This is a genomic window from Streptomyces sp. NPDC017448, from assembly GCF_044330565.1.
In the GTDB taxonomy this organism is placed as follows: domain Bacteria; phylum Actinomycetota; class Actinomycetes; order Streptomycetales; family Streptomycetaceae; genus Streptomyces.
This window is the reverse complement of the sequence record NZ_JBIRLM010000001.1, coordinates 93737-106819: the sequence shown is the minus strand read 5'-3', so window position 1 is coordinate 106819 and position 13083 is coordinate 93737. Positions and strand designations below refer to the sequence as shown.

The following is a 13083-nucleotide window of genomic DNA, read 5'->3' as shown; positions in this document are numbered from 1 at the left end:
ACGCCGTACCGGTGGCGGGGAGGGGCGGGTCGGGAGGCGTGAGAGCCGTTCACCGACGGCCAGTAGGGTGACGGCGATTCACCGCCGTACCGGAAGAAGTCCGGTACGGCGGAGTACGTCAGAGAACAGGATGCCCAGGGTGAAGAGAATCAAGGCCGCCGTCGTCGCCGTCGCCGCCATGGCGGGACTGGCCGTGTCCATCACGCCGGTCCAGGCCGCCGACATCTGCACGGCCGGTGGAAACGGCAAGTACATATGCAAGTACGGCGTGACCAAGCACGACCTGCCCAACGGCGAGGACGAGCAGTTCCTGGTCGGCACCGACTACGCGGTGTGGTGGCGCATCACCACGAACGGCAGTTGGAGCCGTTGGACGTCCATGGGCAAGCCCGACCCGGCCGGCGGCCAGGCCAACGCGGCGAGCTCCATCACCGTGACGGACTGGTACTCGGGTGGCGAACTCCGGACGAGCATGGCGCTGAAGAACACCAACGGCGCCACCGTGGGCAAGATGCGCCTCGACACCGGGCAGGGCTGGCTGCCCTGGGACTTCCCCAACTGCTGCTGATCACGTCAGCTGCTGATCACGCCGTCGCGCTCCCGGCCGTGCGTCTGACCCACGGCTGGTCGTCGCACCGGGTGGGAGCGGGCCCCCGCCGGTGAGGTGGCAGGCCGGGGGCCGCTCCCGGCCTGCCCTCCGCGCGATGCGTCACCCCCCGCGAGTCCATGCCCCGACCGTCCGGCGACCGGCCGGAACGGCAGACGGGTCGCCAGGCGGGGCTCAGGCCCGTACGAAGCGCAGCCGGGTTCCCGGCACCGCCTGGGCGGCCCCGGCGAGGGCGTGTTCGGGGACGACGCCGACGACGGGGTAGCCGCCGGTCGTCGGGTGGTCGTGGAGGAAGACCACGGGCCGTCCGTCCGCCGGGACCTGTATCGCGCCCACCACCACGCCTTCGCTGGGCAGTTCCTCCGTACGGAACCGTTCCAGCGCGGGCCCTTCCGTCCGCAGGCCGATGCGGTTGCTGTGCGGCGAGACGCGGTAGGCAGCGGTGAGGAGGGTGCGGAGCGCGGACCCGGTGAACCAGTCGTGGCGCGGCCCGAGGTGGACCGGCAGCACCAGTTCGGCGGGGGCGCCCGGCCAGGGGACAGGCCCGGCGGCGGGCAGCGGTCCGCACCCGGCCGGATCACCCAGCGGGACGGGGTCCCCCTCCCTCAGCGGGGCGGGCCCGAGCCCCGAGAGGAGGTCCGTCGAACGGCTGCCCAGCACCGCGTCCGGTGTCAGCCCGCCCGCGAACGCCAGATAGCTCCGGAGTCCGGTGGCGGCGGGGCCCGCCTCCAGCACCGCGCCCGCCGGTACCCGTACCGGCGCGCCCCACGCCACCGGCCGCCCGTCCACCGTCACCGGGCAGCCCGCGCCCCCGACGACGGCCAGGACCGGACGGTCCGGTCGGACCGCACACCCGGTGAGCGTGGTCTCCAGGACGGCGGCGTCCGGCGGATTGCCGACCAGCCGGTTGGCCAGCCGGGCGGCGGGCGCGTCGAGCGCCCCGGCCCGCCCGACGCCGAGGTGCGCCCGGCCGGGACGGCCCGCGTCCTGCACGGTGGTCAACGCGCCGGCCCGGACCACGTAGAGGCGGGCGGCGGGCGACGTCACGCGCCCGCCCCGGGGACGTGCGCGCGCGGGCCGTGCGTCCGGGGCGCGGGCGCACGGCCCGCGCCCCCGCCGCCCTCGGCCTCCACCGGTACGAACCTGACCGGCGTCCCGGGGGAGAGCAGCGCGGCAGGCTCCCGGCCCGGATTCCACAGGGGCCCCGGGTCCGGCATCCGCCCGATGAGCTGCCAGCCGCCGGGCGAGGGGCGCGGGTACACCCCCGTGTAGGGCCCGGCGAGGGCCACCGCCCCGGCCGGAACCCGGGTGCGCGGGGTCGCGCGCCGGGGCACGTGCAACCGCTCGGGCAGCCCCGCGAGATAGCCGAACCCGGGGGCGAACCCGCAGAACGCCACCCGGAACGCGGTCTGGGAGTGCAGCGCCCCCACCTCGGCGGCCCCGACGCCCCAGAGCGCGGCGACCGCGTCGAGGTCGGGCCCGTCGTAGACGACGGGGATCTCCACCGGATCGCGGTCCGCGCGGGGCGTCGTCTCCACCCGCCAGGAGGCGAGCTCCCGGGCCAGCCGGTCACGGGCCCCGGGGGCGCGGCCCGCGATCCCGTCGAGCAGGACGGTGCGGGCGGCCGGGACGATGTCGCGTACGGCGGGCAGTTCGCCGCGCTCGCGGCGGCGGAGCAGTTCGGCGTGGAACGCCTCGGCGTGCTCGCCGTCGGCCAGTTCGACGAGCAGCGCGTGCGGTCCGGCGGGCAGGACGCGGACCTGCCGCGCGTGCGTGGGGGCCGCGAGAGGGCCGGGGCCGGCGGGAGCACGCGTCTCCCCCACGCCCCCCGGCGCGCTCATGTGAACGCCCGTATCGCGATGCCCGCTTCCTCCAGCGCGGCGCGCACCCGGCGGGCGAGGTCCGCCGCGCCCGGGGTGTCGCCGTGGAGGCAGAGCGAGCGGGCGGTGACCGGGACGCGGCTGCCGTCCGCCCCGGTCACCGCCCGCTCGACGGCGATCCCGACGCTGCGGCGTACGACCTCGTCCGGGTCGTGCACCACCGCGCCCGGTTCGCCGCGCGGCACGAGGGTGCCCTGCGGGGTGTACGCGCGGTCGGCGAACGCCTCCTCCACGGCGGGGAGCCGGGCCTCGGCGGCGTGCGCGAGCAACCGGGAGCCGGGCAGGCCGAGGACGGCCGGGGAGCCGCCCGCGAGCCGGACGCCCGCCACGACGGCGGCGGCCTGCTCGTCGTCCCGGACGGTCCGGTTGTAGAGCGCGCCGTGCGGTTTGACGTACGAGACGGTGGCGCCGGCGGCCTCCGCGAAGACCCGCAACGCGCCTATCTGGTAGGCGATCTCGGCGGTCAGCTCGGCGGCCGGCACGTCCATCGGGCGGCGCCCGAACCCGGCCAGGTCCCGGTAGGAGACCTGCGCCCCGATCCGTACCCCGCCGGCCGCCGCCGCGTCGCAGACCCGCCGCATCACGGAGGCGTCGCCCGCGTGGAAGCCGCAGGCCACGTTGGCGCTGGTGACGACGGCGAGGAGGGCGTCGTCGTCGGTCAGGGTCCAGCGGCCGAAGCCCTCGCCGAGGTCCGCGTTGAGATCCATCGTCACGGGCGCACGGTAGGGCCCGGCCGGGCCGGACGACAAGGGCCGGTCCGGTGGGTGGAAGCCCCCGGGGTCCGGCCGCCCCCGCGCACGCCCCGTCACATCACACCCCGACGCGTCTTAGAGTCGCCCCATGACGAATCCCGGCCCCCGCCCTCGCCCGCCGCAGGACGCCGAGACCGGTCTCCGGGACCGCTGGCACGAGACGCTGCTGGCCGCGCGCGGCGGGGCGGAGGGCCCCGACCCGCTGCCGTACGCCGAGAACCTGCTCGCCCGCTGGGCCGAGCCGCAGCGCCGCTACCACACGACTTCCCACCTGCGGACTGTCCTGGAGCGGATCGACACGCTGGCCGACCACGCGGAGGACGTGCGGGCGGTACGGCTCGCCGCCTGGTTCCACGACGCGGTCTACCGGCCCGACCGGAGCGAGAACGAGGAGCGCAGCGCCGCCCTGGCCGAGCGCGCGCTGCCCGAGGCGGGGGTGCCGGACGCGGTGACGGCGGAGGTCGCCCGGCTGGTCCGGCTCACCGTCACCCACGATCCGGCGCCGGGCGACCGCAACGGCGAGGTGCTGTGCGACGCGGACCTGGCGGTCCTGGCGGGCGACCCGCAGGAGTACGGGGCGTACGCGGCCCGGGTGCGGGAGGAGTACGCCTTCGTCCCGGACGCCGCCTTCCGGGAGGGCAGGGCGGCGGTGCTGCGGCACCTCGTCGGCCTGCCCCGGCTGTTCCGCACCCCGTACGGCGCTGCGGAGTGGGAGGCGCGGGCCCGGCACAACCTGGCGGCGGAGCTGGAGCTGCTGACCGCCTCCGCCCCCGGCTGACCGGAGGCGCCGGACCGGTCGGCGGTCGCCCTCCCCCGTCGTCCCCCCGTCGTCCCGTCAACGTGTCAACGTGTCTCCGTGAATGTTCCGGTTCGTTCACGGTGTCGTCCCGGTCGCACCTTGGCCCGACCGGTGAAGGGCGCCAGGGGCTAACGTCTCGCATCGCAGATGCACACGCCTTCTGCGACGGCGATCCGCCGATCTTTCCGCTTCGAACAACTCCACGGGGGTAAGGCGACATGTCCAAGGGTCTCGGCACGAGGGCCGGAAACACGTCCCGGCGGCGCATCCTGCGGCTGGCCGGGGGCGGGATCACGATGGCGGTGGTCGGGGCCGGCCTGACCGGTTGCGAGGACGAGTCGGCGACCGGCGGCGAGGGCAGCGTCCCGTCGCCGCGCGGTACTTCTCCCGAGAACGGCAAGGGGGGCGGGGGCGGCAAGGACGGCAAGGCCCCCGCGCCGCTCTGGACGAAGACCACCTCGGCGCAGACCTACGGCGACAACGACGAACTCGTCGCCGTGGACGGCGTGGTGATCGCGAGCGGCGATCCGCTGGCCGCGCTCGCCGGGGCGACCGGCGAGGAGCGCTGGTCCCTGGCCGAGGGGGCGACGCCCGGTGCGCCGCTGCTGCTCGGCGCGGGCACCCTGTACCTGGCCAGCGGCAAGTACGACGGCAGCGTGATCGGCTTCGTACCGGGGACGGGCAAGGAATCCTGGCGCAGCCACCTGGGCAAGGAGTACCGGCAGCCGCGGCCCATCGCGGTGGACGCGGAGCAGGTGTACGTCGTCGCGGAGATCCTGGAGGCGGACGGCTCGTCCCACACCAACGTGATCGCCGCGCTGAACAGCACCACCGGCAAGGTCGCCTGGAAGGAGCAGCGCGACCTCGGCACCGAGCAGAACGGCATCCACGCCGCCGTAGAGGGCCGCCACCTCGTCTACACGGACTACAAGAAGAACCTCACGGTCCGCGACACCGCCACCGGCAAGCAGGTGTGGACGCACAAGACGACGAAGACGAGCTACGGGCCGTTCGCCGTCCACCAGGACCTGGTGATCGTTCCGCAGGGTTCCCGGCTCCAGGCGTTCGCGCTGGCGGACGGCTCCGAGAAGTGGTCCGTGGAGGCGGAGGAGTTCTCCCTGTTCCGGGAGCCGAGTCTCGTGGACGGTGTGCTGTACATCGCGGACAGCGGGCGCACGCTGTGGGCCCTCGACCCGGCGACCGGGAAGAAGGTCTGGCAGTCCACGGCGCTCCGGGACGCGAGCGTGCAGGTGCCCCGGCAGTTCGTCAGGGTGGGCGGCACGCTGTACGGGGCGACCGACCTCGACCCGGAGGGCGGCGTCCACGCCTTCGACGCGAAGACCGGCGCCCTGCGGTGGACGTTCAACGACGGGACGGGCGACCACCACGCGTGGCTGGTGGCCACGGACGGCAAACACGTCTTCGCCCTGCACGGCAAGAAGCTGCACGCGCTGCCCGCGTAGGCCGAACGGGGTCCGCTCGCGAACGGGCACCGGGAAGCCGGTGCTCCGCGAGGCGGGAGGAGGGGCAGAAGGGGTCAGAACAGGGCGAGAGTGTCCAGGGGATCGGGCTCGGGTGCGTCGGCGGGGTCCGGGGCGTCGAGGTCGAGCTCCATCTGGCGGCCGGCCTCGGGCAGGTCCACGGTGCTCAGGGACTCCGAGCAGGACACGAGGAACCCTTCCGGGTCGCGGCGTGCGTCCGCATCGTCGTGCCGCCACAGGCGGCCCTTCGTCAGCGATCCGGCCATGGGGGCGACAGCCGTCGGCCGACGGCACTTCGGGCACTCCACCCGGGGAAGCTTCACACCCCCAGTGTGGCGGACCAGCCCGTGGCGCACAGCCCCTTCTCCGCCGTGGAGCCGTGACCCACGTCAGCGACGCCGACGTGCGCGACGTCCTCCGGCCGCACCGCGACCGCGGGGCGATCAGCCGGCTCCGCGCCACCGGGGAGATCGCCGGGGCCGCGGGGACGGCGGCGGGGGTGGCGGAAGACCGGCTCGGCCTGGATGCGCGGGATCTCGACGTTGACCGGCTCTCGCACGTCATCGACTCCGTACGGCAGGCCGGTGAGCGGCCCCGCTGCCGGCCGGATCGCCAGGAGCTAGCCGACGGTGAGGTGACCGCTCGCCACCATGTCTCGGACGTACGCCGGCCAGTCCTCGTCCAGCTTGTGCTCGAACGCCTCATGAACCGCTCGGCGTTCCCCATCGGTCAGCACCTCGCTGTGCCCGTCCGTGTAGGTCACCCGGAAACGCTCGGCCGTGTTGATCAGATGGTGGTAGGCCCGGCGGTTGACCGTCATGTACAACCCCAGGAGCGGGAGTCGCGCCAGTTCTGCGAGCGCGTCCTCCCACTCCACGCCGAGCGCGCTCCAGCTGCTGTCCTTCTCCCACTCCAGCCACCGCGTGACGTCCGTGAACCAGACCACTCGCTGATCCGGATGTTCGCTCGCGTACACATCCACGTACCCGAGAAGATCCGCCACGTCCTGAGGCAGACGGTCCCGCTGCCCGGAGGGAACGGTCGAGGGCGCGATGACGTGCGCCGCCTCCGCCATCCCGACGTTCGGGTCCGTCGTCGGCCACGGCAGCGCGTACATCAACCAGTAGCGCGGTTGTGCGAGGAAGCGCTCCATCTCGGAGTCCAACACCCGTTCCTCCTTTGGCAGTTCGGCGACCCTACCCGATCGCCGGACGAGGCGTCCGCGGATGAGCGGCAGGGGCGCCACGACGCCGGGAGGCGGCTGCGGCACGGACGTACCGGCCGGAACTCGGGCACGGTCCGGGCCTGCCCGACGGCACGAACGACGCCGACCGGCCCGGCAGCTCCTGAGACAGGAACGCGGCGGACCGGCACGGGTGCCCGGCGAGCTGTTCCCGGCGCCCGGCGACCAACCGGGTGACGGCGGTGGACACGGCGAGGATCACCGCCGAGGTCGCCGGCATGACGCCGGTGACGTCCCGGCGCACCGTGCTGACGCCGTCCGGTTGTTCCCGGGGGAGGTCCTGCGGTGCACGGCCGTCGCGGCACGGGGTCAGGCCGACGCCGGACACCAGCCTCTGCTCGGTGGCGGTGGCCTGCGGCCCGGGTCCGCCCAGGGTCATCACAGGGCCGTGAACAGGCGCGGTCCCGTCCCGGTACCGGGAATGCGGACACGTTCCCCGGCGTTGGGACGAGTCATGCCCGACTCTCCCTCACGCCGCACTCCCATGCCCCTGGCCGTATACATTCTCGGCCTCTCGGTCTTCGCCCTCGGTACCAGCGAGTTCATGCTGTCGGGCCTGCTCCCGCCGATCGCGGACGACATGGACGTGTCGATCCCGCAGGCCGGGCTCCTCATATCCGCGTTCGCGATCGGCATGGTGGTCGGGGCCCCGCTGCTGGCCGTCGCCACCCTCCGGCTGCCGCGCCGCACCACCCTGATCGGGCTGATCTCGGTGTTCGGCGTCGGCCAGGTGGCCGGTGCGCTGGCCCCGACGTACGAGATCCTCTTCGCCTCCCGGGTGCTGAGCGCGCTCGCGTGCGCGGGGTTCTGGGCGGTCGGCGCGGCCGTGGCCATCGCGATGGTCCCGGTGAACGCGCGGGCCCGCGCGATGGCCGTCATGATCGGCGGCCTCTCCGTGGCCAACGTGCTGGGCGTGCCGCTGGGAGCCTTCCTCGGCGAGCACTTCGGCTGGCGTTCGGCGTTCTGGGCGGTGGGCGCGGCCTCGGCGGTGGCGCTGGTCGGCGTCGTCACGCGCATCCCCTCCATCCCGCTGCCCGAGAAGAAGCCCGAGCTGAAGCGGGAACTGGCGATCTACCGGGACCGCCAGGTCTGGCTGGCGATCGTGATCACCGCGCTCGCGGCGGGCGGCGTGTTCTGCGCGTTCAGCTACCTCGCCCCGCTGCTCACGGATGTGGCGGGGCTGGAGTCCGGCTGGGTGCCGTGGATCCTCGGCCTGTTCGGGGCGGGTGCGCTGATCGGCACCATGGCCGGCGGCCGGGTCGCGGACGCGCACCTCTTCGGGGTGCTGCTGAGCGGCATCACGGCGTCCACGGTGTTCCTGGTGGCGCTGGCGCTGTTCGCCTCCAGCCAGGTCGCGGTGGTCGCGCTCTCGTTCCTGCTGGGCCTGTCCGCCTTCTTCACCGCCCCCGCGCTGAACGCCCGGATGTTCAACGTGGCCGGGGCCGCCCCCACGCTGGCCGGTGCCACCACGACGGCGGCGTTCAACCTGGGCAACACGACCGGCCCCTGGCTCGGCGGCACGGTGATCGACCTCGACTTCGGTTTCGCGTCCACGGCCTGGGCGGGCGCGGCGATGACGGCCGTGGCCCTGGCGGCGGTCGGCGTGGCCCTGCGTCTCCAGCGCGGTGGGGCCCCGGGCGGCAGCGGCAGCGGCCGCTCCCGGTCGCGGCTGATCGCGAAGAGCACAGGGGGCTCCACGGACCGCGCGGCGGACGGTACGGGCCGCGCGGCGGACGCCGATCCGCGCGGGCGGACCCGGGTCGCGGACCCCGTCGAGCAGGCCGAGCACACCCGGGCGGCCGACTGCGCGGCGGGCGGCGCGGCCCCGGCGTGACGCCGCTCCCGGCCGGAGGGGCGGCCGGCCCCGGGAATCACCCCGGGGCCGGCCGCCCCTTCGGCCTTCGCAGCCCCGCCGCCGTGAGCCGCCGGACCAGCTCCTTCGATCCGACCTCCCGCGCCCCGGCCCGCACCGCGTCCGCGTAGTGCGCCTCCGGTACGTCGTAGTGGTCGCGCTCGAACGCGCGCGGCGGACAGCCGATCGCGGCGGCGAAGGCGTGCAGCTCCTCGAACGAGACATCGCTGACCAGGTGCGACCAGAGGCGGCCGTGGCCGGGCCAGGTGGGCGGGTCGATGTAGAGCGTCACCGCCGCAGGACCTCGCTCAGCGCCCCCACGGGGGCCACCGCCACGGCCGCCTTCGTGCAGACCCAGTGCGGGTCGGGGCCCAGCTCCGGCTCCACGTCCAGGGCGTGCGGCTCGTCCTCCGCCGGGCACGCGGGGCACAGCGGCCACCGCCCGTACCGCTCCAGCAGCGCGTCCTGCACGTCCTGGGCGATCAGACCGGCCACGAACTCCGTGCCCTGCGGCCACTGCTCCACCCACCAGCGCCGGTGCGTCACCGCGTCCTCGACCAGCGAGACGATGTCCGCCTCCGCCACGTCGGCCGCCGCCAGGTCGGCCATGACCAGCGCGCGGGCGGTGTGCAGTGCCTGCTCCAGGGGGTTCAGCTCCATGCCCCCATTGTGCGCCCGCACGCGGAACGTCCCGCCGGGGGTTCCGCCAGAGGTGGAGACCGCGGGGGCTTGACGACCCCCGGGGTTGAAAATATCTTTCACATGTGACCAGTGACGTGAAGGAAAGTTTCAACGGTGACTCTCCGCCCGCCCCCGCGGCGCTCGCCGCCAAGGTCCGGACCCTCGCCCCCTCCATGACCCGCTCGATGCAGCTGGTCGCCGAAGCCGTGGCGGGCGACCCGGCCGGCTGCGCCGCCCTCACCGTCACCGGCCTCGCCGAGCGCACGGGCACCAGCGAGGCCACCGTCGTCCGGACCGCCCGGCTCCTCGGCTACCCCGGCTACCGGGACCTGCGCCTCGCGCTGGCCGGCCTCGCCGCGCACCAGGAGTCGGGCCGGCCCCCCGCCGTCACCGCCGACATCGCGGTGGACGACCCGATCGCCGACGTCGTCGCCAAGCTCGCCCACGACGAGCAGCAGACCCTCGCCGACACGGCCGCCGGGCTCGACACCGTACAGCTGGGGGCCGCCGTCGCCGCCGCGGCGACCGCCCGCCGCATCGACGTCTACGGCGTCGGGGCCTCCTCCCTCGTCGGCCAGGACCTGGCACAGAAGCTGCTCCGGATCGGCCTCATCGCCCACGCCCACATGGACCCGCACCTCGCGGTGACCAACGCCGTGCAGCTCCGCAGCGGCGACGTGGCCATCGCGATCACGCACTCCGGCTCCACCGGCGACGTCATCGAGCCGCTGCGGGTCGCCTTCGACCGCGGGGCGACCACGATCGCGATCACCGGGCGGCCCGACGGCCCCGTGTCGCAGTACGCGGACCACGTACTGACCACGTCCACCGCGCGCGAGAGCGAGCTGCGCCCGGCCGCCATGTCGAGCCGGACCAGCCAGCTGCTCGTCGTGGACTGCCTGTTCATAGGCGTCGCGCAGCGGACGTACGAGACCGCCGCGCCCGCCCTCGCCGCCTCCTACGAGGCGCTGGCCCACCGCCACACCCCGCGCGCCCGCTGACCGGGCCCGCACCCGTACGCGTACGCATCCCAGCACCCCCGAACAGACCCAGCACTCCGAGAAAGCCGAGCCGCACCCCATGACCTCCACCACCGACGCCAACACCCCCGCCCCCGGCGCCCCCGACGCCTCCGGGAGCTACGGCGAGCTGCGCGCCCAGCTGGCCACCCTCGCCACCGAGGCGTTCCGCCCCGAGCTGGCCGAGATCGACCGGCTCTCCACCGAGGAGATCGCGCGGATCATGAACGGCGAGGACGCCACCGTCCCCGCCGCCGTCGCCGAGCGGCTGCCGCAGATCGCCGCCGCCATCGACGCCACCGCCGAGCGCATGGCCCGCGGCGGCCGGCTGATCTACGCGGGCGCGGGCACGGCGGGCCGCCTCGGGGTGCTGGACGCCAGCGAGTGCCCGCCCACCTTCAACACCGACCCGTCCGAGGTCGTCGGCCTGATCGCGGGCGGCCCCTCCGCCATGGTCACCGCCGTCGAGGGCGCGGAGGACAGCAAGGAGCTGGCCGCCGCCGACCTGGACGGGCTGGAGCTGACGGCCGACGACACGGTGGTCGGCATCTCCGCCTCCGGCCGCACGCCGTACGCGATCGGCGCGGTCGAGCACGCCCGCGCCCGGGGCGCCCTGACCATCGGGCTCTCCTGCAACGCCGGTTCCGCGCTGGGCGCCGCCGCCGAACACGGCCTGGAGGTCGTCACCGGACCCGAGCTGCTCACCGGCTCGACCCGGCTCAAGGCGGGCACCGCGCAGAAGCTCGTCCTCAACATGATCTCGACGATCACGATGATCCGGCTCGGCAAGACGTACGGGAACCTCATGGTCGACGTCCGCGCCTCCAACGAGAAGCTGCGGGCCCGCTCCCGGCACATCGTCTCCCTGGCCACCGGCGCGTCCGACGCCGAGATCGAGGCCGCCCTCGCGGCCACCGACGGCGAGGTCAAGAACGCGATCCTCGTCGTCCTCGGCCAGGTCGACGGCCCCACCGCCGCGGCCCGCCTCGCCGAGGCGAACGGCCACCTCCGCGCCGCCCTCACGGCCGTCCGCACCACCTGACCCACCCCAGGGGCACCCCCCACCCCCCGCACAGCAAGGCACCGAGCACCATGGCCACTGAAGACAAGAACCGCGCCACCGCCGCCGCGATCCTGCCGCTCGTCGGCGGGGCGGCGAACGTCGCCTCCGTCGCCCACTGCATGACCCGGCTCCGGCTCGGGCTGCACGACCGGTCCCTCGTCGACGACGAGGCGCTGAAGGCCCTGCCCGCCGTGATGGGCGTCGTCGAGGACGACACGTACCAGATCGTGCTGGGTCCGGGGACGGTCGCCCGCGTCACCCCGGAGTTCGAGCAGCTGGTCGAGGAGGGCCGCGAGGCCGCCCCGGCCGCAGCGCCCGCGCCGGCCCCCGAGCCCGGCGCGGCTCCCGCCACGGCGGAGGAGCTGGCGGCCCAGGGCGCCGCGATCAGGGCGGAGCGGAAGGCGAAGAACGCCACCCCGTTCAAGCTGTTCCTGCGGAAGATCGCCAACATCTTCGTCCCGCTGATCCCCGCCCTCATCGGCTGCGGCATCATCGCGGGCCTCAACGGCCTGCTGGTGAACCTGGAGTGGCTGCCCGCCGTGACGCCCGCGCTGGCGGCGATGGCGTCCGGCTTCATGGCGCTGATCGCGGTGTTCGTGGGCTACAACACGGCGAAGGAGTTCGGCGGCACGCCGATCCTGGGCGGTGCGGTGGCCGCGATCATCGTCTTCCCCGGCGTCGCGAACATCGACGCCTTCGGCCAGACGCTCTCGCCCGGCCAGGGCGGGGTGCTCGGCGCGCTGGGCGCGGCGGTGCTGGCGGTGTACGTGGAGAAGTGGTGCCGCCGCTGGGTGCCGGAGGCCCTGGACGTCCTGGTCACCCCGACCCTGACGGTGCTGATCTCCGGCCTGGTGACGATCTTCGGCCTGATGTACGTGGCGGGAGAGGTCTCGTCCGCGATCGGGACGTTCGCGGACTGGCTGCTGTCCACCGGCGGCGCGGGCGCGGGCTTCGTGCTCGGCGGCCTGTTCCTCCCGCTGGTCATGCTGGGGCTCCACCAGGCGCTGATCCCCATCCACACGACGCTCATCGAGCAGCAGGGCTACACGGTCCTGCTCCCGATCCTGGCGATGGCGGGGGCCGGCCAGGTGGGCGCGGCGGTGGCGGTGTACTTCCGCCTCCCCCGCAACGAGTCGATCCGCCGCACGATCAAGTCCGCGCTCCCGGCGGGGCTGCTGGGCGTCGGCGAGCCCCTGATCTACGGCGTCTCGCTCCCGCTGGGCCGCCCGTTCATCACGGCGTGCGTCGGCGGGGCCTTCGGCGGCGGGTTCATCGGCCTGTTCAACCAGCTCGGCGACACGGTCGGCTCGACGGCCATCGGCCCGTCCGGCTGGGCCCTGTTCCCGCTCCTGGACGGCAACCACGGCCTGGGCTCCACGATCGCGATCTACGGGGGCGGCCTGCTGGTGGGGTACGTCGCCGGCTTCCTGGCCACGTACTTCTTCGGCTTCGGCAAGGAGCTGCTGGCCGAGTTCAACGTCTCCCAGGAACCGTCCCGGTCCACGGTCGCCGCGACGGGCGGCACGCCCTCGGCCCCGACGGCGACCGGCCCGGACCACCCGGACCGCCGGGACCCGGGCTCCGACCCGGCGAAGGCTCCGGCGGGGGTCTGACGCCGGGCCCGGCAGGGGGCCGAGACCGAGGTGAGCCCGGATCCGCACGGCGGGTCCGGACTCACCTGTGTCCGGCCCCGGGACCCAGAAGCC

Annotated in this window: 15 protein-coding genes; 7 read left to right on the top strand and 8 right to left on the bottom strand. The window is 74.5% G+C overall.

The genetic code is table 11. The features are described from left to right. Positions 1–139: 139 nt before the first annotated feature. Entirely contained in the window at positions 140–568 is a 429-nt protein-coding gene (locus ACH4K1_RS00395) for a hypothetical protein (protein WP_398084864.1), read from the top strand. A 213-nt stretch (positions 569–781) separates the two neighbouring features. Here the strand turns inward: ACH4K1_RS00395 and ACH4K1_RS00390 are convergent, their stop codons facing one another. From ACH4K1_RS00390 to ACH4K1_RS00380, 3 genes are read right to left on the bottom strand one after another with little or no spacing between them, the layout of a single operon-like run. Then, positions 782–1654: a biotin-dependent carboxyltransferase family protein gene (locus tag ACH4K1_RS00390; protein ID WP_398084861.1), complete on the bottom strand. Its 873-nt coding sequence runs from the start codon at positions 1652–1654 to the stop codon at positions 782–784. After that, a complete protein-coding gene (locus ACH4K1_RS00385; RefSeq protein WP_398084858.1) occupies positions 1651–2448 on the bottom strand; it encodes an allophanate hydrolase subunit 1 in 798 nt (265 codons plus the stop codon). Before ACH4K1_RS00385 ends, ACH4K1_RS00390 begins: the two co-directional genes overlap by 4 nt. Further along, a complete protein-coding gene (locus tag ACH4K1_RS00380) occupies positions 2445–3194 on the bottom strand; it encodes a LamB/YcsF family protein (protein WP_398086526.1) in 750 nt (249 codons plus the stop codon). The genes ACH4K1_RS00385 and ACH4K1_RS00380 overlap by 4 nt, the downstream gene beginning before the upstream one ends. A 133-nt stretch (positions 3195–3327) precedes the next feature. Between ACH4K1_RS00380 and ACH4K1_RS00375 the strand changes: the two genes are divergently transcribed. After that, on the top strand, positions 3328–4017 hold the full coding sequence (locus tag ACH4K1_RS00375; protein ID WP_398084855.1) for a hypothetical protein: 690 nt from the start codon (positions 3328–3330) through the stop codon (positions 4015–4017). A gap of 239 nt (positions 4018–4256) precedes the next feature. Continuing rightward, positions 4257–5501, top strand: a complete 1245-nt coding sequence (locus ACH4K1_RS00370; protein ID WP_398084853.1) for a PQQ-binding-like beta-propeller repeat protein — start codon at positions 4257–4259, stop codon at positions 5499–5501. Between the two features lie 74 nt (positions 5502–5575). Here ACH4K1_RS00370 and ACH4K1_RS00365 read toward each other — a convergent pair whose 3' ends face one another. From ACH4K1_RS00365 to ACH4K1_RS00355, 3 genes are read right to left on the bottom strand one after another with little or no spacing between them, the layout of a single operon-like run. Next, positions 5576–5842 carry a hypothetical protein gene (locus ACH4K1_RS00365; RefSeq protein WP_398084851.1) on the bottom strand — a complete coding sequence of 89 codons (267 nt, stop codon included), beginning with the start codon at positions 5840–5842 and terminating at the stop codon, positions 5576–5578. Further along, positions 5839–6078: a hypothetical protein gene (locus tag ACH4K1_RS00360; protein WP_398084848.1), complete on the bottom strand. Its 240-nt coding sequence runs from the start codon at positions 6076–6078 to the stop codon at positions 5839–5841. The genes ACH4K1_RS00365 and ACH4K1_RS00360 overlap by 4 nt, the downstream gene beginning before the upstream one ends. A gap of 60 nt (positions 6079–6138) precedes the next feature. Beyond that, on the bottom strand, positions 6139–6687 hold the full coding sequence (locus ACH4K1_RS00355) for a hypothetical protein (RefSeq protein WP_398084845.1): 549 nt from the start codon (positions 6685–6687) through the stop codon (positions 6139–6141). Between the two features lie 559 nt (positions 6688–7246). Between ACH4K1_RS00355 and ACH4K1_RS00350 the strand changes: the two genes are divergently transcribed. After that, entirely contained in the window at positions 7247–8596 is a 1350-nt protein-coding gene (locus ACH4K1_RS00350; RefSeq protein WP_398084843.1) for a Cmx/CmrA family chloramphenicol efflux MFS transporter, read from the top strand. Positions 8597–8633: 37 nt separating this feature from the next. Here the strand turns inward: ACH4K1_RS00350 and ACH4K1_RS00345 are convergent, their stop codons facing one another. Both ACH4K1_RS00345 and ACH4K1_RS00340 read right to left on the bottom strand, forming a co-directional pair. Beyond that, positions 8634–8906, bottom strand: a complete 273-nt coding sequence (locus ACH4K1_RS00345) for a DUF4031 domain-containing protein (protein ID WP_093812814.1) — start codon at positions 8904–8906, stop codon at positions 8634–8636. Further along, a complete protein-coding gene (locus tag ACH4K1_RS00340) occupies positions 8903–9274 on the bottom strand; it encodes a hypothetical protein (protein ID WP_398084840.1) in 372 nt (123 codons plus the stop codon). The genes ACH4K1_RS00345 and ACH4K1_RS00340 overlap by 4 nt, the downstream gene beginning before the upstream one ends. Before the next feature lie 104 nt (positions 9275–9378). Here ACH4K1_RS00340 and ACH4K1_RS00335 point away from each other — a divergent pair, with 104 nt between their 5' ends. The 3 genes from ACH4K1_RS00335 (at position 9379) to ACH4K1_RS00325 (ending at position 12990) form a co-directional block, all read left to right on the top strand. After that, positions 9379–10296, top strand: coding sequence for a MurR/RpiR family transcriptional regulator (locus tag ACH4K1_RS00335; protein ID WP_398084838.1), 918 nt, complete (start codon positions 9379–9381; stop codon positions 10294–10296). 79 nt (positions 10297–10375) lie between these two features. Beyond that, the gene (gene murQ, locus ACH4K1_RS00330) at positions 10376–11356 is read left to right on the top strand and encodes an N-acetylmuramic acid 6-phosphate etherase (RefSeq protein ID WP_398084835.1); all 981 of its coding nucleotides are present in this window, start codon (positions 10376–10378) and stop codon (positions 11354–11356) included. A gap of 50 nt (positions 11357–11406) precedes the next feature. Next, positions 11407–12990 carry a PTS transporter subunit EIIC gene (locus ACH4K1_RS00325; protein ID WP_398084833.1) on the top strand — a complete coding sequence of 528 codons (1584 nt, stop codon included), beginning with the start codon at positions 11407–11409 and terminating at the stop codon, positions 12988–12990. Positions 12991–13083: the final 93 nt, after the last annotated feature.